General features: G+C 66.8%; 22 protein-coding genes. 19 read left to right on the top strand and 3 right to left on the bottom strand.

The annotated features are described in order from the left end of the window. The first annotated feature begins 7 nt into the window (after nt 1-7). Together ASE83_RS18515 and ASE83_RS10590 are read left to right on the top strand one after the other, a co-directional pair. Complete coding sequence (locus ASE83_RS18515) at nt 8-184, top strand: hypothetical protein (RefSeq protein ID WP_156353033.1); 177 nt, start codon at nt 8-10, stop codon at nt 182-184. A gap of 79 nt (nt 185-263) precedes the next feature. Further along, the gene (locus tag ASE83_RS10590) at nt 264-902 is read left to right on the top strand and encodes a DUF1345 domain-containing protein (protein ID WP_055789387.1); all 639 of its coding nucleotides are present in this window, start codon (nt 264-266) and stop codon (nt 900-902) included. Nucleotides 903-1,055: 153 nt separating this feature from the next. Here ASE83_RS10590 and ispG read toward each other — a convergent pair whose 3' ends face one another. Then, the gene (ispG, locus tag ASE83_RS10595; RefSeq protein ID WP_055789390.1) at nt 1,056-2,180 is read right to left on the bottom strand and encodes a flavodoxin-dependent (E)-4-hydroxy-3-methylbut-2-enyl-diphosphate synthase; all 1,125 of its coding nucleotides are present in this window, start codon (nt 2,178-2,180) and stop codon (nt 1,056-1,058) included. 85 nt (nt 2,181-2,265) lie between these two features. On the opposite strand from ispG, the gene ASE83_RS10600 reads away from it, so the two are divergent. The 16 genes from ASE83_RS10600 (at nt 2,266) to ASE83_RS10675 (ending at nt 18,105) form a co-directional block, all read left to right on the top strand. Beyond that, entirely contained in the window at nt 2,266-3,447 is a 1,182-nt protein-coding gene (locus ASE83_RS10600; RefSeq protein ID WP_055789392.1) for an acyltransferase family protein, read from the top strand. Nucleotides 3,448-3,478: 31 nt separating this feature from the next. Further along, nucleotides 3,479-4,417 carry an isoaspartyl peptidase/L-asparaginase family protein gene (locus ASE83_RS10605; RefSeq protein ID WP_055789395.1) on the top strand — a complete coding sequence of 313 codons (939 nt, stop codon included), beginning with the start codon at nt 3,479-3,481 and terminating at the stop codon, nt 4,415-4,417. After that, nucleotides 4,414-4,809, top strand: coding sequence for an SMU1112c/YaeR family gloxylase I-like metalloprotein (gene gloA2 / locus ASE83_RS10610; protein ID WP_055789398.1), 396 nt, complete (start codon nt 4,414-4,416; stop codon nt 4,807-4,809). Before ASE83_RS10605 ends, gloA2 begins: the two co-directional genes overlap by 4 nt. 46 nt (nt 4,810-4,855) lie before the next feature. After that, on the top strand, nt 4,856-5,698 hold the full coding sequence (locus ASE83_RS10615; protein WP_055789401.1) for a S1/P1 nuclease: 843 nt from the start codon (nt 4,856-4,858) through the stop codon (nt 5,696-5,698). Between the two features lie 97 nt (nt 5,699-5,795). Then, nucleotides 5,796-6,092 (top strand): hypothetical protein, encoded by a 297-nt coding sequence (locus tag ASE83_RS10620; RefSeq protein WP_055789404.1) that lies wholly within the window; start codon nt 5,796-5,798, stop codon nt 6,090-6,092. Nucleotides 6,093-6,173: 81 nt separating this feature from the next. Then, nucleotides 6,174-7,871: a GGDEF domain-containing protein gene (locus ASE83_RS10625; RefSeq protein ID WP_162236608.1), complete on the top strand. Its 1,698-nt coding sequence runs from the start codon at nt 6,174-6,176 to the stop codon at nt 7,869-7,871. A 63-nt stretch (nt 7,872-7,934) separates the two neighbouring features. After that, nucleotides 7,935-9,626, top strand: coding sequence for a long-chain-fatty-acid--CoA ligase (locus tag ASE83_RS10630; RefSeq protein WP_055789409.1), 1,692 nt, complete (start codon nt 7,935-7,937; stop codon nt 9,624-9,626). 340 nt (nt 9,627-9,966) lie between these two features. Continuing rightward, complete coding sequence (gene miaB, locus ASE83_RS10635; RefSeq protein WP_082443289.1) at nt 9,967-11,274, top strand: tRNA (N6-isopentenyl adenosine(37)-C2)-methylthiotransferase MiaB; 1,308 nt, start codon at nt 9,967-9,969, stop codon at nt 11,272-11,274. Next, complete coding sequence (locus ASE83_RS10640; RefSeq protein ID WP_055789412.1) at nt 11,271-11,843, top strand: hemerythrin domain-containing protein; 573 nt, start codon at nt 11,271-11,273, stop codon at nt 11,841-11,843. The genes miaB and ASE83_RS10640 overlap by 4 nt, the downstream gene beginning before the upstream one ends. 105 nt (nt 11,844-11,948) lie before the next feature. After that, the gene (locus ASE83_RS10645; RefSeq protein ID WP_055789416.1) at nt 11,949-13,007 is read left to right on the top strand and encodes an NAD(P)-dependent alcohol dehydrogenase; all 1,059 of its coding nucleotides are present in this window, start codon (nt 11,949-11,951) and stop codon (nt 13,005-13,007) included. A 220-nt stretch (nt 13,008-13,227) separates the two neighbouring features. Continuing rightward, nucleotides 13,228-14,229 (top strand): PhoH family protein, encoded by a 1,002-nt coding sequence (locus tag ASE83_RS10650; protein WP_055789418.1) that lies wholly within the window; start codon nt 13,228-13,230, stop codon nt 14,227-14,229. A 51-nt stretch (nt 14,230-14,280) separates the two neighbouring features. After that, a complete protein-coding gene (locus ASE83_RS10655; protein WP_055789421.1) occupies nt 14,281-14,523 on the top strand; it encodes a type II toxin-antitoxin system VapB family antitoxin in 243 nt (80 codons plus the stop codon). Further along, nucleotides 14,520-14,915, top strand: coding sequence for a type II toxin-antitoxin system VapC family toxin (locus ASE83_RS10660; RefSeq protein ID WP_055789424.1), 396 nt, complete (start codon nt 14,520-14,522; stop codon nt 14,913-14,915). Before ASE83_RS10655 ends, ASE83_RS10660 begins: the two co-directional genes overlap by 4 nt. Continuing rightward, nucleotides 14,912-15,424, top strand: a complete 513-nt coding sequence (gene ybeY, locus ASE83_RS10665) for an rRNA maturation RNase YbeY (protein WP_055789427.1) — start codon at nt 14,912-14,914, stop codon at nt 15,422-15,424. Before ASE83_RS10660 ends, ybeY begins: the two co-directional genes overlap by 4 nt. A gap of 10 nt (nt 15,425-15,434) precedes the next feature. Continuing rightward, entirely contained in the window at nt 15,435-16,343 is a 909-nt protein-coding gene (locus tag ASE83_RS10670; protein ID WP_055789431.1) for a hemolysin family protein, read from the top strand. A gap of 418 nt (nt 16,344-16,761) precedes the next feature. After that, on the top strand, nt 16,762-18,105 hold the full coding sequence (locus ASE83_RS10675; protein ID WP_055789433.1) for a PQQ-dependent sugar dehydrogenase: 1,344 nt from the start codon (nt 16,762-16,764) through the stop codon (nt 18,103-18,105). Nucleotides 18,106-18,174: 69 nt separating this feature from the next. Here the strand turns inward: ASE83_RS10675 and ASE83_RS10680 are convergent, their stop codons facing one another. Both ASE83_RS10680 and ASE83_RS10685 read right to left on the bottom strand, forming a co-directional pair. Then, on the bottom strand, nt 18,175-18,477 hold the full coding sequence (locus ASE83_RS10680; protein ID WP_055789437.1) for a polyhydroxyalkanoic acid system family protein: 303 nt from the start codon (nt 18,475-18,477) through the stop codon (nt 18,175-18,177). Nucleotides 18,478-18,500: 23 nt separating this feature from the next. After that, nucleotides 18,501-18,833 (bottom strand): DMT family transporter, encoded by a 333-nt coding sequence (locus ASE83_RS10685; RefSeq protein WP_055789440.1) that lies wholly within the window; start codon nt 18,831-18,833, stop codon nt 18,501-18,503. Nucleotides 18,834-19,071: 238 nt separating this feature from the next. On the opposite strand from ASE83_RS10685, the gene lnt reads away from it, so the two are divergent. Next, entirely contained in the window at nt 19,072-20,592 is a 1,521-nt protein-coding gene (gene lnt, locus ASE83_RS10690; protein WP_235513220.1) for an apolipoprotein N-acyltransferase, read from the top strand. Nucleotides 20,593-20,653: the final 61 nt, after the last annotated feature.

A 20,653-nucleotide genomic window follows, 5' to 3' on the forward strand; every position in this document is an offset into this window, starting at 1 on the left:
CCGGGGCATGGATGGTGTAGGCTCGCCATCGGGCGCGTCGCCCGCAAAGGACAACGTCATGGCCAAGAGCCAGCAGAAGTCGAACAAGGAACTCCGCAAGCCCAAGGCGGTCAAGGTAAAGACCATCGCGGCCAACGCATCGACCAAGGACAAGCCGGTCGGAATGGTCACGATCAAGAGCTGAACCGGTTTTCGCGCCCGACCCGTCACTGGGCCGGGCCGGGCCGCTTCCGGACGACGTGGCAGTGCGATACAGCACCCGCATGTCGCTCAACCTCGGCCAACGCGTCGCGCCGCCGCGCTTCATCGCCTTTGCACTGGTCGCCATGACGGCCGGTTCGTGGAGCATCCCCACGCTCGGCTGGCGCAGCGGCGTGCCGCTGGCGTTCGATGCCGGGGCGGTCGTCTTCCTCCTGTCCTGCCTTCCGCTGCTCGGCGCATCGGCCGATGCGATGCGTGCCGCGGCGCTGCGCAACGACGCGAACCGCACGCTGCTGCTGTTGCTGTCGGCGGGAATCGCGATCGTGGTGCTGGCGGCGATCGCGGTCGAACTGGGACAGCGCGGCGCGCCCAGCGGCGGGATCGTCCTGCTGGTCGTCGCGACGCTGCTGCTCGCCTGGACCTTTGCCAACACCATCTATGCGCTGCATTACGCGCATCTGTTCTACACCGCCGACGCGGGCGGCAGGGACAGCGGCGGGATCGACATGCCCGGCACCGACGAACCCGATTACTGGGATTTCGTCTATTTCGCCTTCACGCTGGGCATGACGTTCCAGACCTCCGACGTCTCGATCACGTCGCGCACCATGCGCCGCACCGTGACCGGCCATTGCCTGATCGCGTTCGTATTCAACCTGGGCGTGGTGGCGTTCAGCGTGAACGTGCTGGGCGGGGCGTAGGCTCACTCATGCCATTCCGTTCGTCCTGAGTAGCCACTGAGCTTGTCGAAGGGGCGTATCGAAGGACCGTTTGGGGCCGGTGCTTCGATACGGGTCTTCGACTTCGCTCAGCCCCTACTCAGCACGAACGGTCCGGAGAGATTGAACCGCCCCCTACTCGGCCGCCTGCGGCACTGCCGCGCTTGCCGCGTCGATCTCCGCTGCCTTTGCCTCGACCAGCTTCACGATATGCTCGATCATGTCGGCGTCCTGCACATGGTGGTCGGTGACGCCCGACAGATAGACCATGTGCTTGCCATTGCCGCCGCCGGTGATGCCGATATCGGTCTCGCGCGCTTCGCCGGGGCCGTTGACGACGCAGCCCAGCACCGACAGCGACATCGGCGTGCGGATGTGCTGCAACCGTTCCTCCAGCGCCTGGACCGTGCGGATCACGTCGAAGCCCTGCCGCGCGCAGGACGGACAGGACACGACGCGCACGCCGCGATTGCGGATGCCCAGCGCCTTCAGGATTTCGAAGCCGACGCGCACTTCCTCTTCCGGCTCGGCCGACAACGAGACGCGGATGGTGTCGCCGATCCCGAACCACAGCAGCGATCCGATGCCGATCGACGACTTCACCGTGCCGCCGACGAAGCCACCCGCCTCGGTAATGCCCAGATGCAGCGGACAGTCGACCATCTCCGCCAGCTGCTGATACGCCGCGACCGCCAGGAACAGGTCGGACGCCTTCACCGCGACCTTGAACTCGTGGAAGTCATGGTCCTGCAACAGCTTGATATGGTCCATCGCCGATTCGACCAGCGCGTCGGGGCACGGCTCGCCATATTTTTCGAGCAGATGCTTTTCGAGGCTCCCGCCATTCACCCCGATCCGGATCGCACAGCCATTGGCCTTGGCCGCGCGGACGACTTCGGCCACCCGCTCGTTCGATCCGATATTGCCGGGATTGATCCGCAGGCACGCCGCCCCCGCGTCCGCTGCTTCCAGCGCGCGCTTATAGTGGAAATGGATGTCGGCCACGATCGGCACGCGCGCGGCGCGAGTGATCTGGCGCAGCGCGACGGTGCTTTCGACATCGGGGCACGACACGCGGATGATGTCGGCGCCCGCCTCTTCGCAGCGGCGAATCTGGTCGATCGTCGCGACCGCATCCGACGTGTCGGTATTGGTCATCGTCTGCACCGTGACCGGGGCATCGCCGCCGACGGGCACGTTGCCGACCATGATCTTGCGGCTCTGGCGGCGGTGAATATCGCGCCACGGGCGGATCGACATGAACAGTCTCGCTAACAATTGGGTTACTTATGTCGGGATATAGCCCCGCATTGCGTCGCGCGAAAGTCGCGCCGGGGAAACAGTCGTGCCGGTTGGGTTGGGGGTAGCGTCGTCGCGACATTACGGGCTGGACTGGCTCCGCATCGGCGCGTTCGGCGTGCTGATCCTCTATCACATCGCGATGGCGTTCAGCCCGTGGCACTGGGTCGTGACCACCGGCCATGCCTATCGCGCGCTGATCGCGCCGATGGCGGCGGTCACGCCGTGGCGGCTGGGACTGCTGTTCGCGGTGTCGGGCTATGCCAGCGCGACATTGGTCGCACGCGCCGCGACGCCGGCCGCCTTCGCCGCCGAACGATCGCGCCGGCTCCTCGTCCCGCTCGCCTTCGGAATGCTGGCGATCGTGCCGCTGGAAATGTGGGTGCGCGTGGCAGAGGGCGGCTATGCCCATGGCTATCTGCGCTTCTGGCTGGTCGATGGCTGGCGCGTGGGCATGTTCCATGGCGTCGAGTTTCCCAGTTGGGAGCATCTCTGGTTCGTGGTCTATCTGTGGACCTATTCGATGCTGCTGGCCGCGTTCGTCGCGACGGCGGGCGCGGCGCGGCGGATGGACCGGATCGCGGCATGGCTGTCACGGGGAAGCCGGCTGCTCTGGGCGCCGATCGCGCTGATGGCGGGCGTCCGGCTGGCCGCGCTGTTCGTGGTGCCGGAGGGACAGGGGCTGCTGCACGACGTCGCCGGCCATTCGCAATATCTGCCGCTCTTTGCGCTGGGCTTCCTGCTCGCCCACCGGCCGGCGCTGTGGCGGTCGTTCCATCGCCACGCCCACACCGCCATGGTGCTCGCGCTGATCGCGGGTGCGATCGTCGTGACGGTCGAGCTGCAATATCCCGGCGACGTGGTGCCGCCGCACCTCGCCATGGCCGCCAACCGCGCGGCGCGATCGGTGATGGCATGGGCGATGGTCGTCGCGCTGTTCCACCTTGCCGATACCCATGCCAATCGCGACCATCGCTGGCGTGGCGTGCTCGGGCGGGCGGTGTTCCCCGCCTATATCGTCCATCATCCGGTGATCGTGCTGGTGACGTGGTTCACCCTGCCGCTGGCGCTCGGCCCCTGGACGGAGGCCGCGCTGCTGCTTTCCGCCACGCTGATCGCCTGTGCCGCCGCCTATCTGCTCGCCCGCGCGCTGCCGGGCCTCGGCACGTTGCTCGGCGTGCCCGCCCCGCCGGCGGCCAAGGGTGGCAGGTCCCCCGTGATCTGCTAGGGCGGCCGCCCGCCCCCAGCAGGATAGCGACATGCCGACCGATTCCCCCCGCCCCTGGACGCTGCTGGTACATGGCGGCGCCGGTATCCTGACCCGCGAGACGGTAAGCGCCGACACCGATACCGCCGCCCGCGCCGGCCTCGACGCCGCGCTGGCCGCCGGCGAAGCGGTTCTCGCCGCCGGTTGCGCGGCGATCGACGCGGTGGAGGCGGCGGTGCGCGTGCTGGAGGATGACCCGACCTTCAATTCCGGGCGCGGCGCGGTGTTCACCTTCGACGGCACGATCGAACTGGACGCGGCGATCATGGACGGCCGCGACCGTTCCGCCGGCGCCGTGGCCGGCGTCACCGGCAGCCGCCATCCGGTCACCCTCGCCCGCGCCGTGAAGGACCACAGCCCCCACGTCCTGCTGTCGGGCAAGGGCGCCGACATCTTCGCCGCCGAACAGGGCGTCGAGGCTGCCGATGCCGACTGGTTCATGACGCCCGAACGCCGCACGCAGCTCGATGCGATGAAGGCCGATCCGGACGGCTGGTTCGATGTCGACATGAAATACGGCACGGTCGGCGCGGTCGCGGTCGATGCGGCGGGCCATGTCGCCGCCGCGACCTCGACCGGCGGCGTGACGGGCAAGCGCTGGGGCCGGATCGGCGATTCACCGCTGATCGGGGCCGGCACCTATGCCGACGACCGCGCCTGCGCCATGTCGGCCACCGGGTCGGGCGAGTTCTTCATCCGGATGGGCGTGGGGCATGAGATCGCCGCGCGCATCCGCTTCGCCGGCGAATCGATCCGGACCGCCGCCGACACCGTGCTGGCCGAAACGAAGGCGATGGGCGGCACCGGCGGCGTGATCGTCGTCGGTCCCGATGGCGATGCGACGTGGAGCCTGACCACCCCCGGCATGTTCCGCGGCCGCGTGGTCCAGGGCGGCGCGCGGCAGGTCGCGATCTATGGCGACGAAGGATGAGCGGCCTCACCGGCCTCCACCATGTCGCGATCATCGCGTCCGATTATGACCGGTCGAAAGCCTTTTATGTCGAAGCGCTGGGCTTTGCGATCGTGCGCGAAGTGTGGCGCGCCGAACGCCGCTCGTGGAAATGCGACCTGACCATCGACGGCGCGCAGATCGAACTGTTCACCTTTCCCGCCGCCCCGCCCCGCCCGTCCCACCCGGAGGCGATGGGCCTGCGCCACCTCGCCTTCGGCGTCGACGACATCGAAGCGGAGATCGCGCGGCTCGCACGCCATGGCATCGCCTGCGAGCCGGTCCGGATCGACGAACATGCCGGGCAGCGCTTCACCTTCTTCGCCGATCCCGACGGCCTGCCGCTGGAACTGTACGAAACACGTCAGCCGTAATGCTGAACGCTTGCGACGACGGGCAAAGCGCGTCATCCCGACGCCCATGATTCGTCGCCTGTTCCTTGCGCTCGCCTGCCTGTTCGCCACCTCGCCGGCCTATGCCTATTGGGAGTTCGGCCATGAAAGCGTGGCGACGATCGCGCGGCTGAACGTGCGGCCCGAAACCCGCGCCGCGATCGCGCGCATCCTGCGGCATCAGGCACTGCTCGAAACGCCGACCTGCCCCGCGCGCACCATCGAGGAAGCGAGCGTGTGGGCCGATTGCGTCAAGCCGCTCGGCGAACGCTTCAGCTATGCCTATGCGTGGCATTACCAGAATATCGACGTCTGCAAGCCGTTCGACCTGAAATCGGCGTGCAAGGATGGCAATTGCGTGTCGGCACAGGTCGAACGCGACGTGAAGCTGCTGAAGGACCCGAAGGTCCCGATGCGCGAAAAGGTGATGGCGCTGGCCTTCCTGATCCACTTCGTCGGCGACCTGCACATGCCGCTCCACGCCGGGGATCGCGGCGATCTGGGCGGTAATCGGGTGAAGGCGGATTACGGCGCCTATGGTCCCGAACGCTTCAATCTCCATTCGATCTGGGACGGGCCGCTGGCCGAACGGGCGATCACCACGCCGCCGTCGATCCTGCGCACCTACACCGCCGCCGAGCGTGCGCCGGTGCAGGCCGGCAGCGTCGAGGACTGGAGCCGCGACAGCTGGCAAGTCAGCCGCGACTATGCCTATGCCCCGGCGTTCGGCGGCGATGCCTGCGCGCCCAGGACCAACGCCCGGGTCAAGCTGGACGACGCCACCATCGCCCGGCTGGTCCCGATCGCGCAGGATCAGGTGAAGAAGGGCGGCCTGCGCCTCGCCCGGCTGCTCGACGAAGCGCTCGGCTGAACCATCCGCGCGCGGCCATTGCGCCGCGCGCTGTCCCATGTCAGCTTGATCCCCAGGAAACGACCGCGATCACGCGGCGAGCGACATTGGGGGTAGGATGCGACTTTACGCGACGATCGCGACGACGATGCTGCTGGCGGGCTGCGGCTTCGGCCCGGCGACCGGAGGCCCGGAACTGCTGGTGACCGGCCCCAGCGAAGCGGTGGCGACCTTCGTCCGGCAACAGGGTGCCCAAATCCCCAGCCGCGCGACGACCTTTCCGCAGTCGATCGGCAATGGCCGCTCCTCCGCCAGGGTGCTGATGCCGGTCGACGCCGGCGCACGGACGGTACGGGCGGTGATGCGGCAGGCAAGCGTCGCCGGGCTGACGACGGCGATCGTCGCCGACCATTGACCCATGGGCAGGCTCGGCAACCGCGACGAACCGAAGCCTGGATTAACCATTTATTCGCGCATCGGGTGCGAAGCCGGTGCCATGATCCGGTTCGGTCGCACGCTGTGGATTGCGCTGCTGTTGGCGATCGGTGGACTGTGCGCGCCGTCGGCCCATGCGCAGACGGGCACCATGGGCAATGTCGGCCACGCGATCGCGGTCTGCGTCAGCCGGGTCCAGCCGGGCGACACGGTGCGGGGCATGTTCGCGCATCCCGAACGCTTCGACTGTGCAACGCCCCAATCGGCGATGGGACCAGGCGATTTCTGGGTCCTGTCCACCCCGCTGCCACGCCCGAGCGACGCCAATGCCGCGATCCGCGTGCGACAGGTGAGCCTGTGGCAGCGGCAGATGGCGCTCTATGCCCGGTCCGGCGATGGCCGGATCGTTGGGCAGTTCGCCGACGAATTCGGCATCGGCCAGCGGTTGCGGTTGGGCGCGGTGATCGAACATCGCTTCGTGCCCGCCGGCGCACCCTTCACCCGCCTGCTGTGGCGCATCGACGGCGCGAGCAACCTTCGCGGGATCGTCCTTGGTCCGCGGGTGGCGACCGATGCGCAGAGCGTCCGTTCGGACGTGCTGCTCGCCGCGCTCTATTCGGCCTTTGCCGGACTGGCGCTCGGCCTGCTGGTCTATAATTTCGCGCTGTGGCGGGTGCTGCGCCACGATTTCCAGATCGCCTATTGCGGGCTGCTGGGGTGCCTGCTGCTCTACGCACTCAGTTCGTCAGGGGCGCTGGCTTGGCTGCTCCCCGAAATGTCCAACAATCGGCGCATCCTGTTCAGCTACATTACCCTGTGCGGCGGCATGGCGACGGCGCTGACCTTTTGCGCCTGCTTCTTCGAACCGCGCATCCTCGACGGCTGGCCGCTGCGCGCGATGCGGTTCACCACCTTCACCTTCTGCACCCTGGCCGTCGTGCTGATGGCGATCGGGCCGCAGTTCATCGCCGTGCTCGATCGGGCGTTTTCGGTGACGATGCTGTTGTCGCCCATCGTCGTGCTCACGGCACTGGTGCGCGCATGGCGGCGGCACAGCGCGTATCTGTCGCTGTTCGCGCTCAGTTGGGCCGCGCCGCTGACGATGCTGGTCGCCCGCTCGTTCTACAATCTCGGCCTGCTGCCGTGGAGCTTCTGGGTCGACAATTCGACCATCCTCGCCATGACACTCGAAACGCTGCTGGCCAGCGTCGCCATCGCCTATCGGATGCGGATGTTGAGCCACGAGCGCGACGAAGCGATCCGGCAGGAAGCGATCAGCCGCGAGCTGGCCGACACCGATCCGCTTACCGGACTGCTCAATCGGCGGGCGTTCCTGGCGCGCGCCATGCCGTCCGATGGGCTGCGCACGCTGATGCTGTTCGACATCGATCATTTCAAGCAGGTCAACGATACGATCGGCCATGACGGCGGTGACGAGGTACTGCGCATGTTCGCCCGGACCCTGCGCTACCATGCGCCGCCCGGCGTGCTGGTCGCGCGCATGGGGGGTGAGGAATTCGCGCTGCTGGGCGAGGACGCCATGCTGCCCGACGTCGATCTGATGCTGGCCAGCATACGCGCGGTGCGCCTGCCCTTCGACCTGCGCATCACCTGCAGCATCGGCATCTGCCGGGGGCCGCTCACCGACGAAAACGACTGGAAACGCCTGTATCGCATGGCCGACCAGGCGCTGTTCCAGGCAAAGGCCGCCGGGCGCGATCGCGCCGGCCGGGCGCCGTCGATCGCGATGGCGGCCTGACAGCAATTACTTGTAACGCAACCCGGCTTGCACGATCCGCAACCCCTGCTTACACCTATGTCAATGAGCCGCGCTGCCCCCGTCCTCGACCGCTACGCCCACCCCGTCGCCTGGGAGACGCCGTTACCACCGATGTCGATGGTGACATTGTTCGAGGAATCGGCCGCTCGTCGCGGCGACGCCCCGCTGATCGATTTTCTTGGACGGCATTACAGCTATGCCGAAACGAAGAACGGCGCGGACCGCGTCGCCTGCGGCCTTGCCGCGATGGGCTATGGGCCGGGGGATCGCATCGGCCTGTTCCTGCCCAACGTGCCGCATTATGTCGCGGCCTATTACGGCATCCTGAAACTGGGTGCGACGGTAGTGAACTTCTCGCCGCTCTATACCGCACAGGAGCTGGCGGCACAGGTCGAGGATTCGGGCACGAAACTGCTGTTCACCCTGTCCGCCTCCGCGCTGTTGCCGACCGCGCTGAAGGTGCTGGAAACCAGCTCGCTCGAACGGTTGATCGTCGGATCGGTCGCGGGCGCACTGCCGCCCGCCAAGTCGCTCTTCTACCGCTGGTTCCGCTCGCAGGAGGTGACGCCGCGTCCCGACGATCCCCGCGTCACCGCCTTTTCCGCGCTGATCGCCAATGACGGCGGCTGCAGCACCCCGACGATCGATCCCGAACGCGACCTCGCACTGATCCAATATACCGGCGGCACGACCGGCAGTCCCAAGGGCGCGATGCTCAGCCACGCCAATCTGTCGGCCAATGCGCGGCAGGTCGCGTGGCTCGACCCCGATGGGCCGGACGCCTGCGAACGCATCATCGGCGCGCTGCCGATGTTCCATGTCTTCGCCAATACCTGCGTCCTCCACCGCACCGTCGTGACCGGTGGAGAGATCGTGATGCTGCCGCGCTTCGACGCCGGACAGGTGCTGGCGGCGATCACCCGCACCCGCGCTACCGCCATGCCGGGCGTACCGACCATGTACCGCGCACTGCTCGACCATCCCCGCCTGGCCGCGACCGACTTTTCCTCGCTGCGCTTCTGCATTTCGGGCGGCGCGCCGATGCCGCCGGAATTGAAGGAACGGTTCGAGGCGGCGACCAGGGCGACGCTGGTCGAAGGATACGGCCTGTCCGAAAGCTCGGGCGTGGTGTCGTGCAACCCCTATGCCGGCCCGCAACAGGCCGGCAGCATCGGCCAGCCCATCGCGCAGACCCGCGTGCGGCTGGTCGACAAGGAAGACCCGACCCGCCCGGCGGCCGAGGGCGAACCGGGCGAGATCGTGGTGGCGGGGCCGCAGATCATGGGCGGGTACTGGCATCGGCCGGACACCGACGACACGACCTTCTGCGTCGATGCCGAGGGCACGAAATGGCTGCGCACCGGCGATGTCGGCACGATCGACGCGGATGGCTTCGTCCGCATCGTCGACCGGCTGAAGGACATGATCGCGGTCGGCGGGTTTAAGGTCTTTCCCAGCGAGATCGAACGCATCCTCTACCACCATCCCGCCATTCGCGAGGCGCTGGTCGTCGGCCTCCCCAACGACTATCGCGGTGAAAGCCCCCATGCCTATGTCACGCTCGCGGACGATGCCGACGTGACCGGCGAGGCGCTGAAGGCGTGGCTCAACCCGCAACTCGGCAAGCATGAGCGGGTGGACGAAGTCGTCGTCCGCCTGACCCTGCCCAAGACGATGATCGGCAAACTGAGCCGCAAGGACCTGATCGCCGAGGTGATGGCGGAACGGGGGTAGCCTCCTATCGTCACCCCGGACTTGATCCGGGGTCCCGCTTGTTTTCGTTTTCACGCGAAGGCGCGAAGGCACGAATAAAATTGGTTCACGCGGAGGCGCGGAGGCGCAGAGGGGGGTGTGGAGCAGGCACTCGCAACCTGTCTGGCGAAGCCTCTCGCTTGCTGCGCCTGAGATAGAGAGCCGCTATCGCGGCGGGCACAACCTCTCCGCGTCTCCGCGTCTCTGCGCGAAACACTCCCTTCTTCTCTTCGTGCCTTCGCGCCTTCGCGTGAACCAATCTTCTGCCACGCGAACCGCCCCACCCTTCCGACCACGCGCCAAATCCGGTAAGGGCGCAGGGATGACCACCCCGAAAACCTTCCACGTCAAATCGTTCGGCTGCCAGATGAACGTCTATGACGGCGAACGCATGGCCGAGTTGATGACGGCTGAGGGCATGACCGCGACCGACGATGCGAATGCCGCCGATCTGGTCGTGCTCAACACCTGCCACATCCGCGAAAAGGCGACCGAGAAAGTCTATTCGGACATCGGCCGGCTGCGCAAGCACGGGTCCGATCCGATGATCGCCATCGCCGGTTGCGTCGCGCAGGCCGAGGGTGCCGAGATCGTCCGCCGGGCGAAGGTCGACGTGGTCGTCGGCCCGCAGGCCTATCACAACCTGCCGAAGCTGGTGGCGGACGCGGCGGCGGGCAAGCCCGCACTCGACACCGACATGCCGCCCGAATCCAAGTTCGGCCACCTGCCCGCCCGCCGCCGCAGCGGCCCGACCGCGTTCCTGACCGTGCAGGAAGGGTGCGACAAATTCTGCACCTATTGCGTCGTCCCCTATACGCGCGGGGCGGAAATCAGCCGTTCGTTCGCGCGCATCGTCGACGAGGCAAAAGCACTGGTCGATGGCGGCGCGCGTGAGATCACGTTGCTGGGGCAGAACGTCAACGCCTGGGCAGATTCCGATGGCCGCGGCCTCGACGCGCTGATCCGTGAACTCGACCGGCTGCCCACACTGGAGCGCATCCGCTACACCACCAGCCACCCCAACGACATGACGCAGGGGCTGATCGACGCCCACCGCGACGTCGAGAAACTGATGCCGTTCCTGCACCTGCCGGTACAGGCGGGCAGCGACCGCGTGCTCAAGGCGATGAATCGCAGCCACACCGCCGACAGCTATCTGCGCCTGCTCGACCGCGTACGTGATGCGCGGCCGGACATCGCGCTGTCGGGTGACTTCATCGTCGGCTTTCCGGGTGAGACGGAGGCAGAGTTTCAGGAAACGCTGCGCCTGGTCGATGCGGTCGGCTATGCGCAGGCCTACAGCTTCAAATATTCGCCCCGCCCCGGCACCCCCGCCGCCGACATGATCGGCGACATCCCGCTGGAGGTGATGGACGACCGGCTGCAGCGGTTGCAGGCATCGCTGCTGCGCGATCAGAAGGCGTTCAACGACGCCGCCATCGGCCGCACCTGCAATGTGCTGGTCGAACGCGCCGGTCGCCATGCCGGACAGATGCTCGGCAAGTCGCCATGGCTGCAATCGGTCCATTTCGACACCGCCGCCCGCATCGGCGACATGGTCGAGGTGGAGATCGTCGCTGCCGGTCCGGTATCGCTTTCGGGGGTCGAACGGGAGCGGGTGGCGGCGTGACCGACGCCTACGCGCTGGCGTCGCGCGACGGCATAACCGACGACATCGCCTATCTGCGTGCCGCCTATCCCAAGGGTGACTGGGCTGCCCATGTCAATTTCGGCGAGCTGTGCACCTTCTGGCTGCATGTCCACCAGTCGTTGCGGGCCGAGGGGGCAGCGGTCGAGCGGATCATCGCCGATCTTCGCGACGGCCGGCTCGACGCGCACGCCTTTCCGCAGCGCTTCGTGCCCGCGCTCAACCAGTTCCTCGGCCATCTCGACGGCCATCACCGGATCGAGGACGCGGTCTATTTTCCGAAGTTCCGCACACTCGACCCACGGATGCAGCGCGGCTTCGACCTGCTGGAGGCGGATCACCACGCGATCCACGCGGCGCTGGAAACCACGGTGGCCAGCGCGCGCGGCCTGCTCGCCAGCCTGACCCAGCCGACCCGCGACGCCCGTGCCGCCGAAACCCACGCCGCCGATGCCGGCACGCTGACCCGATTGCTGCTGCGGCATCTGGCGGATGAAGAGGATCTGGTGATCCCGGCGATGCTCGCACATGGCGAACGTCGCGTCGGGTGAACGCTTGAACAAATAAATCAGCATTTTGATATATTATATCAGCAACCAAAGTGCCGGGTTCGCATTGCAGGCCGCGGAATGCTCTCATTCACGGAAACTCCCATCATGACGACCCCTGCCAAGGGCTATGCCGCCCAGTCGGCCGACGCCCAGCTCGCCCCTTTCTCGTTCGAACGCCGCGATCCGCTTGCCACCGACGTTGCCATCGACATCCGCTATTGCGGCGTGTGCCACAGCGACCTGCACACCGCGCGCGGCGAATGGCCGGGCACGCTCTACCCCTGCGTTCCGGGGCATGAGATCGTCGGCACGGTGACCGCCATCGGCAGCGACGTGACCCGGTTCCAGGTCGGCGACACCGTCGGCGTCGGCTGCATGGTCGACAGCTGCGGCCAGTGCCCGTCCTGTCACGAGGGCGAGGAGCAATATTGCACCGGCGGCGGCTTCGTCGGCACCTATAACGGGCCGGACCCAGTGCTGGGCGGCCACACCTTCGGCGGCTATTCGGACCATATCGTCGTCGATCAGGACTTCGTGCTGAAGGTCCGCCACGACGAAGGCGACCTCGCCGCCGTCGCGCCGCTGCTGTGCGCCGGGATCACCACCTATTCGCCGCTCAAGCATTGGGGCGTCGGTCCGGGGCAGAAGGTCGGTATCGTCGGCCTGGGTGGCCTGGGTCACATGGGCGTCAAGATCGCGGCGGCGATGGGCGCCGATGTGTACGTCTTCTCGACCTCGCCCAACAAGCGCGACGACGCGATCCGTCTGGGTGCCAAGGACCTGATCGTGTCGAGGGATGCCGACGCGATGGCCGGCCATGCGGGCAGCTTCGACTTCATCCTGAACACCGTGGCCGCGTCGCACGATCTCGACCAGTTCCTGGGCCTGCTGAAGCGCGACGGCACGATGACGTTGGTCGGCGTGCCGGAAACGCCGCACCCCTCGCCTTCGGTCGGCACGCTGGTGTTCGGCCGCCGGTCGCTCGCCGGCTCGCTGATCGGCGGCATCGCGGAAACGCAGGAAATGCTCGATTTCTGCCACAAGCATGGGCTGACCGCCGATATCGAGATGATCGACATGGGCGAGATCGAAACCGGCTATGACCGGATGCAGAAGAGCGACGTGAAATATCGCTTCGTGATCGACATGGCGACGCTGGGCTGACGACAGTCCGGGGGATGCCGGCCATCCTGCATCCCCCTTCATTTATCGCTGTCCCGCCGCCCCCGGCTCTGCCAATATCCTGCGTGATGCAGTCGCGCCGCCCCTGGCTCCCCTTGTCACCTTCGTGCGTTGAAGGCGTGATGCGCGACCACCATCCTAATCCCACATTTCTCCCCGGCCGGGCGCACCTCGCGTTCCGGCCGTTTCGCGAAAGGATCGCATGAGCCGCAAGCCCGTCCCCGCCCAAGCCGGTCAGCGCGCCCGCGCCGAAATCAGCTTCGACAAGCCGCAACTCCTTTCGCGCCTGTTCGGCGAATTCGACGCCAACCTGCTGGCGCTGGAGGAACGGCTGGGCGTCTATATCACCGCGCGCGGCGACCGGGTCGGCATCGAAGGATCGGCGGAAGCGGTCGCCCATGCCCGCGAGGTGCTGAACGAACTCCACCGTCGCATCCTGCGCGGCGAAGAGGTCGATCCGGGCCTGATCGATGCGGTGATCGCCATGTCGTCGCAACCCGCGCTCGACGGCATCTTCCGCGCCGAAAGCGGTCACGGTGCGCCCTCGATCATGATCCGGACGCGCAAGAAGACGATCGTCCCGCGCACCATCGCGCAGGCCGGCTACATGCACCAGCTGCTGTCCAACGACATCATCTTCGCACTGGGGCCGGCAGGCACCGGCAAGACCTATATCGCCGTGGCGCAGGCGGTGGCGCAGCTCATCACCGGCAGCGTCCAGCGGCTGATCCTGTCGCGCCCGGCGGTTGAGGCGGGCGAAAAGCTCGGCTTCCTGCCCGGCGACATGAAGGAGAAGGTCGACCCCTATCTCCGCCCGCTCTACGACGCGCTGAACGACTGCCTGCCCGCCGAACAGGTCGAACGCCGCATCCTGTCGGGCGAGATCGAAATCGCGCCGATCGCCTTCATGCGTGGCCGGACGCTGGCCGATGCCTTCGTCATCCTCGACGAAGCGCAGAACACGACTCCCGCGCAGATGAAGATGTTCCTCACCCGCTTCGGCCAGAACAGCCGGATGGTGGTGTGCGGCGATCCGAACCAGACCGACCTTCCCGGCGGCGTGCAGGCATCGGGCCTTGCCGACGCCACCCGCCGGCTGGAGGGGATCGAAGGCATCGCCTTCGCGCGGTTCGGTGCGGGCGACGTCGTCCGCCATCCGATCGTCGGGCGCATCGTCGAGGCGTATGAGGGCAAGGACGCTTGAAGTCGAGTATATCCCGCATTAGGTTGCGGGATATACCGTTCGGAGGTCGCTATGGCGTCGCTGTATATCAAGGATGAGCGGACCGGCGCGCTGGTCGACCAGCTTGCGCGCCTTCGTGGCGTCAGCAAGACCGAAGCGGTGCGCAGCGCGGTCGAAGCCGAACTGGCGCGAAGCCGGCGCGCAACCACGCCGCGCGAGCGGCTGGAGGATTTCTACCGCCGCTACCCGTTGCCCGAATCGAGCGGCCTGCCTGCCGACAAAGCGTTCTTCGATGAACTGTCCGGCGACCTGTGAGCGCGTTCGTCGACGCTTCCATCCTGGTGGCGATACTCGCACGCGAATCCGACTATATCGAACAGAATGATCGCCTGTTGTCGCACGACCACCTGCTCTGGTCGCCCATCTCCCGCTGGGAAACGATCGGCGGCGTGGCGCGGGCCACACGATATGGCGACGCCCTGTCTGCCGAAATAGCCGACGCCTTTGCCCAGGAAAACGGCTTCGACATGGTGCAGATCGGGGAGGCTGAAGCGCGTATCGCCAGCGAAGCGCATCGCCGCTACGGCAAGGGCCGCCACGACGCGAAACTCAACATGGGCGATTGCTTCGCCTATGCCTGCGCCCGTACCAACAACGCCACATTGCTCTACAAGGGCGACGACTTCGCAAGGACCGACCTTAGATGATCGACATCGCCGTACAGGCAGAGGCCGAATGGCCGCAGGACATCGATTGGGAGGCGCTCGCCACCCGCGCCGCCACCGCCGCCATCGGCCGCACGCCGCAGGGCGAATGGCTGACCGATCCGGCGCTGATCGAGGTCGCGGTACGGCTGACCAGCGATGACGAGGTGCAGACGCTCAACCGGCAGTATCGGCACAAGGACAAGCCGACCAACGTCCTGTCCTTTCCGATGATCCAGCCCGACCTGCTGTCGACCGTCACGCAGAACAGCGACGATGGCGAGGTGCTGCTGGGCGACATCGTGCTGGCGCACGGCGTCTGTGCCGCCGAGGCCGCAGAGCGCGGCATTTCGGTCGCCGATCATGCCACGCACCTGATTGTCCATGGCTGCCTGCATTTGCTAGGTCACGACCATCAAAATGATGCCGAGGCGGAAGCCATGGAGGCGATCGAGCGTTCGACGCTTGCCGAACTCGGCCTGCACGACCCCTATCCCGTTACAGAGGACTGACACGACCATCATGGCCGACGTTTCGACCAGCACCACGCCCGGCGACAGTAGCAGCTCCGAAGGGGGCATATGGCGGGGCCTGCGCTCGCTGATCTTCGGTACCGACGCCAGCGAGACGCTGCGCGAACGGATCGAGGAAGTCATCGCGGCGCATGAGGACGAGAACGACGCGCCGGTGGCTGGCGACCTGTCGCCGATCGAGCGCAAGATGCTGCGCAACATCCTGCACTTCGGCGAACGCGACGCGGGCGACATGGGCGTGCCGCGCGCCGACATCGTAGCGCTGGAGGAGAACACCCCCTTCGCCGACGTCGTGAAGCTGTTTGCCGAAGCGGGGCACAGCCGCCTGCCGGTGTATCGCGAAAAGCTCGATACCGTCGTCGGCATGGTCCACGTGAAGGACGTGTTCGCGATCCTCGCCAAGGGGGAGGACCATCCCCCGACTGCGATCAGCCTGCTGCGCCAACCGCTCTATGTCCCGCAATCGATGGGTACGCTCGACCTGCTCGCGCAGATGCAGGCCAGCCGCACCCACCTCGCCATCGTGCTCGACGAATATTCGGGCACCGACGGCCTCATCACGATCGAGGATCTGGTCGAGGAAATCGTCGGCGACATCGAGGACGAGCATGACGAGGCACCGACCGACCTGTTCGTGCCGCTGGACGGCGGCGCATGGGAAGCGGACGCCCGTGCCGAGTTGGAGGACGCCGCCGAACTGATCGATCCCCGGCTGGGCGAGGTCGAGGAAGATGTCGAGACGCTGGGCGGCCTCGCCTTCGTCCTGGCCGGTGAAGTGCCGAAACAGGGCACCTGCCTTGACCATCCCTCGGGGTGGAAGATCGAGATCGTCGCCGCCGATACGCGTCGCGTCCTGCGCCTGCGCCTGCATCCACCGCTGCCGACGATCGAGGAATAGGCAGGATTTCGGGGATCGGCGTTCGCCCCATGTCCGTCACCCCGGGCTTGACCCGGGGTCCCGCTTCTTCACTGCCCTGCCAAGAACGCGGCACCCCGAACCAGGCACCGGCGTGAACGGCCGCAATGCACTGATCGCCCCACCCGATCACACAGCGCAATATTGCGCGTTTCCCCAATGACACCATCCGGACGTATTTATTGAGTACGGTTCAGGACATGCCGAAGCCGCTGGTTACCTTCGAAACCAGTGATTAAGGGCGGGACACCCCCGCAAACGGATCGGATGGAGTCGCGGAACGCGGCGCTGACGACGGTCGCGCCCTCCTGCTCCCTCCGACGGGCCGCCGATGCTGCTCCCTTGGCATTGGCGGCCCTTTTCGCTTTCCGGACCGGTGGTGCGCTTGTATCCACGCTCCATGCGCAAACATGCCGTCCGTTTCGGAATCGTCCTGCTGGTCCTGATCGCCGGGCTGGTCTTCTACCTCACCCGGCCCGACCGGGCGCAGCTCAGTGAAAATGCCGTTGCCGGCCGCGCGCCGCAACTGTCCCAGGTCCGCAAGCAGACGATCCCAACCGTCCGCATCGCCGAACCGACCGGCTGGAAGGACGGCCAGACCCCCACCGCCCCCGCCGGCTTGCAGGTGCAGGCGTTCGCCAAGGGCCTCGACCATCCGCGCTGGCTGTACCGCCTTGAAAACGGCGACGTGCTGGTGGCCGAAACCAACAGCCCGCCGCGCGACGGCGGCGGCATCACCGGCTGGTTCATGCGCCTGTTCATGGACCAGGCCGGCGCCGGCACCCCATCGGCCAACCGCATCACCCTGCTGCGCGACGCGAACGGCGACGGCGTGGCGGAGGCCCGCTCGACGCTGCTGACCGGGCTGAACTCGCCGTTCGGCATGGCGGTGGTCGGCGACTGGCTGTACGTCGCCAACACCGATGCGCTGGTCCGCTATCCCTTCCGCGTCGGCCAAACCCGCATCACTGCGAATGCGGAAAAGATCGTCGACCTGCCCGGCGGCGGCAACCACTGGGCGCGCAACGTCGTCGCCGATCCCGATGGCAAGTCGCTCTACGTCAGCGTCGGTTCGGCCTCGAACATCGCCGAGAACGGGCTGGAGATCGAAAAGAACCGCGCCGCCATCTGGCAGGTCGATCCGGCCAAGAAGACCTTCCGCATCTATGCCGCTGGGGTGCGCAACGCGAACGGCATGGCGTTCGAACCGCGCACGAAGGATTTGTGGGCGGTCGTTAACGAACGCGACATGCTGGGATCGGACATGCCGCCCGACTATATGACCAAGGTCGAATTCGGCGGCAACTATGGCTGGCCGTGGCATTATTGGGGCGGATATATCGACGACCGCGTCCAGCCGCAGCGTCCCGACCTGCGCCAATATGTCGCCCGTCCCGACTATGCGCTGGGTGCCCATGTCGCGCCGCTCGGCCTAGCCTTCACCAGCGACATGCGGCTGGGCGATCGCTTCGCCAACGGCGCGGTGGTCGGTCTGCACGGCTCGTGGAACCGCGTACCGCCATCGGGCTACAAGGTGATCTACGTGCCCTTCGCCGCCGATGGCAGCTTCCCGGCGAAGGACGCGAAGCCCGTCGACCTGCTCGCCGGCTTCCTGTCGGCGGACGGCAAGCAGGCGTTCGGCCGCCCGGTAGGTGTCATCGCCGACCGTACCGGCGCGATGCTGGTCGCGGACGACGTCGGAAACGTCATCTGGCGGGTCAGCCAGCCGCTCTCCGCACGCTGATCGGGTCCGCCCCTTCACAACAGACGTCACCCCAGCCTTCGCCGGGGTGACGGTCTGGCGGCAGCCGCCCTACTTCAGCAGCGCCGGCCCGTCGCGCCCCAGCTTCTCCTTGATCTTGTTCGCGAACATCGCCAGCACCGGCGGCAGATCCAGCACGGCATGGACGTGGGCGTCGTGCATCTCGCAACGCGCCTTGATCGTCTGGCCCATCCCGCTGACGGTGAAGTGCAGCGTGTCGCCGTCCCAGCGTTTGTCGTGCATCACGCCGCCGGGGATCATGTTCGCCAGCTTGTCGATGCCACCATCTATCCGCTGCCGCACACCCTCGCGGCCCAGTTGGTGGGGAATATCGACTTCGACCGGTTGCGTCATGAAAACTCCTCTTCGCATCGCATCTAGTGTGCGACGCTGTTCGAAAACAGGTTCATCACGACGACCCCGGCGATGATGAGGCCCATGCCGAGGATCGCGGGCAGGTCCAGCCGCTGCCCCTGCCACGCCCACGCGATCCCCGCGACCAGCACGATCCCCACCCCGGACCAGATCGCATAGGCGATGCCGGTCGGCATGGTCCGCAGCGCCAGCGACAGGCAATAGAACGCGACCGCATAGCCTGCCACCGTCACCAGCGACGGCCCGAGCCGCGTGAACCCGGCGGTCGCGCGCATCGTCGAGGTGGCGATCACTTCGGCGACGATCGCGATGGCAAGCCAGGCATAGGCGGTCATGGGGGTAGAGATAGGGTGGTCGGGCCGGGATGGAAGCGCACGATTTCCGCATTCCAATCCGTTCATGCTGAGTAGGGACTGAGCTTGTCGAAGGCCCGTATCGAAGCACCGGCGCGTGGCTCAATCCTTCGACACGCCATTTCGACAAGCTCAATGGCTACTCAGGACAAACGGCAGGACATTACTCGTCGGCTTCGCCCCCTTGCACCCGCCCCGCACAGCTAGGATATGCAGCGCCGTGCCCGCTCTCCTCGCCCTGCTCGCCGGCCTGACCTCGGCCCTTGGTTTCGCGCCGCTCGAATGGTGGCCGGTCACGCTCGCCGCGCTGGCGCTGTGGCTGTGGGTCGTCCACCAGGCACCGACGCTGAAGGGCGCGCTATGGCGATCGTGGCTGTTCGGCGTCGCGCACTTCACCATCGGCAACAACTGGATACAGCACGCCTTCCACTTTCAGGACCGGATGCCGCCGGCGCTGGGCTATGTCGCGGTGGTGGGCCTCGCGCTCTACCTCGCCATCTACCCGATGCTGGCCGGCGGCATCGCGTGGAAGCTGGGGCGGCGCGGCGAGCGCCCCGATCTCGGCTTCGTCCTGATCGCCGGCGCAGCCTGGATCGCCACCGAATATCTTCGCGCGGTGGTAATGACGGGCTATCCGTGGAACCCGATCGGCGCGATCTGGGTCCCGACTCCGCTCCGCCATCTTGCCGCCTTCACCGGCACCTACGTGCTGTCGGGGCTGACCGTCGTCGCCAGCGCCGCGATGCTGCTGCCCCGGTCGCGCATCCGCTACGCCGTGCTGGTCGGGCTTGCCCTGCTGATGGCCGGGTTCGCATGGACGGAACGCCCCGCCACCCCGGCCCCATCCTCCGACGCGCCGCGCGTGCGCGTGGTTCAGCCCGATGCGGGTAAGGAGGACCAGAACCAGCCGGGGTATGACGAACGGGTATTCGATACGCTGATCGCGCTGTCGGGGCGGCCGGGACCGGTTCCCCGGCTGGTGATCTGGCCGGAAGGTGCGGTCAACCTGCCGTTGGAAGACGGCTATCCCCCCGAATGGTACCCGCAGTCGCCGTTGGCGCTGCGTGCGCGCATCGCGGGCACGCTGGGGCCGCGCGACGTGGCGTTGATCGGCGGAACCGCCCTGTTCTTCGACAGCCAGCGCCGGATCGAAGCGGCCGGCAATTCGGTGTTCGCCATCACCCCCGATGCCCGCATCGTCGGCCGCTACGACAAGGCGCATCTGGTGCCGGGCGGGGAGTATCTGCCGTTGCGCTCGATCCTCCAGCCGCTCGGCCTGTCGCGGCTGGTGATGGGCAGTGTCGATTTCCGCCCCGGCCCCGGACCGGCCACGGTCCCGGTTCCGGTTTTCGGCGATGCGGGAATGCAGATATGCTACGAAATCATCTTTTCCGGGCAGGTCGTCGACCGGACCCATCGCCCGCGCTTCATCGTCAATCCGACCGTGGATTCATGGTATGGCGATTGGGGTCCGCCGCAACATCTGGCACAGGCCCGGTTGCGCGCCGTCGAGGAAGGGTTACCGGTGTTGCGATCCACCACCACCGGGATTTCGGCGGTGATCGACGCATCGGGGGCGCTGGTCGCAACCATCCCCATGCGCCGCGCCGACGCGATCGAGGTAGCGCTGCCCGCCCCCCATGCCCCGACCCTGTTCGCGCGCACCGGCAACTGGATGGCGCTGCTGGTGATAGTTTTGCTGTGCGGCCTTGCGATTGCCATCCGCCGTCGCGCGCGCTAGGGGCTAGGACATAAGGAAAGCTTTATATGCGGCATGGCAACGGCCGCGCGCTTTCCCTCTA

It is taken from the genome of Sphingomonas sp. Leaf32, assembly GCF_001421765.1.
GTDB lineage: Bacteria > Pseudomonadota > Alphaproteobacteria > Sphingomonadales > Sphingomonadaceae > Sphingomonas.

Excerpts from the sequence above, each read along its gene's own strand:
- ASE83_RS18515 (WP_156353033.1), top strand. The coding sequence starts at position 8 with ATGGATGGTGTAGGCTCGCCATCGGGCGCGTCGCCCGCAAAGGACAAC.
- ASE83_RS10590 (WP_055789387.1), top strand. The coding sequence starts at position 264 with ATGTCGCTCAACCTCGGCCAACGCGTCGCGCCGCCGCGCTTCATCGCC.
- ispG (WP_055789390.1), bottom strand. The coding sequence starts at position 2,180 with ATGTCGATCCGCCCGTGGCGCGATATTCACCGCCGCCAGAGCCGCAAG.
- ASE83_RS10605 (WP_055789395.1), top strand. The coding sequence starts at position 3,479 with ATGCCGACCGATTCCCCCCGCCCCTGGACGCTGCTGGTACATGGCGGC.
- gloA2 (WP_055789398.1), top strand. The coding sequence starts at position 4,414 with ATGAGCGGCCTCACCGGCCTCCACCATGTCGCGATCATCGCGTCCGAT.
- ASE83_RS10615 (WP_055789401.1), top strand. The coding sequence starts at position 4,856 with ATGATTCGTCGCCTGTTCCTTGCGCTCGCCTGCCTGTTCGCCACCTCG.
- ASE83_RS10620 (WP_055789404.1), top strand. The coding sequence starts at position 5,796 with ATGCGACTTTACGCGACGATCGCGACGACGATGCTGCTGGCGGGCTGC.
- ASE83_RS10625 (WP_162236608.1), top strand. The coding sequence starts at position 6,174 with ATGATCCGGTTCGGTCGCACGCTGTGGATTGCGCTGCTGTTGGCGATC.
- ASE83_RS10630 (WP_055789409.1), top strand. The coding sequence starts at position 7,935 with ATGAGCCGCGCTGCCCCCGTCCTCGACCGCTACGCCCACCCCGTCGCC.
- miaB (WP_082443289.1), top strand. The coding sequence starts at position 9,967 with ATGACCACCCCGAAAACCTTCCACGTCAAATCGTTCGGCTGCCAGATG.
- ASE83_RS10645 (WP_055789416.1), top strand. The coding sequence starts at position 11,949 with ATGACGACCCCTGCCAAGGGCTATGCCGCCCAGTCGGCCGACGCCCAG.
- ASE83_RS10650 (WP_055789418.1), top strand. The coding sequence starts at position 13,228 with ATGAGCCGCAAGCCCGTCCCCGCCCAAGCCGGTCAGCGCGCCCGCGCC.
- ASE83_RS10655 (WP_055789421.1), top strand. The coding sequence starts at position 14,281 with ATGGCGTCGCTGTATATCAAGGATGAGCGGACCGGCGCGCTGGTCGAC.
- ybeY (WP_055789427.1), top strand. The coding sequence starts at position 14,912 with ATGATCGACATCGCCGTACAGGCAGAGGCCGAATGGCCGCAGGACATC.
- ASE83_RS10670 (WP_055789431.1), top strand. The coding sequence starts at position 15,435 with ATGGCCGACGTTTCGACCAGCACCACGCCCGGCGACAGTAGCAGCTCC.
- ASE83_RS10675 (WP_055789433.1), top strand. The coding sequence starts at position 16,762 with ATGCGCAAACATGCCGTCCGTTTCGGAATCGTCCTGCTGGTCCTGATC.
- ASE83_RS10680 (WP_055789437.1), bottom strand. The coding sequence starts at position 18,477 with ATGACGCAACCGGTCGAAGTCGATATTCCCCACCAACTGGGCCGCGAG.
- ASE83_RS10685 (WP_055789440.1), bottom strand. The coding sequence starts at position 18,833 with ATGACCGCCTATGCCTGGCTTGCCATCGCGATCGTCGCCGAAGTGATC.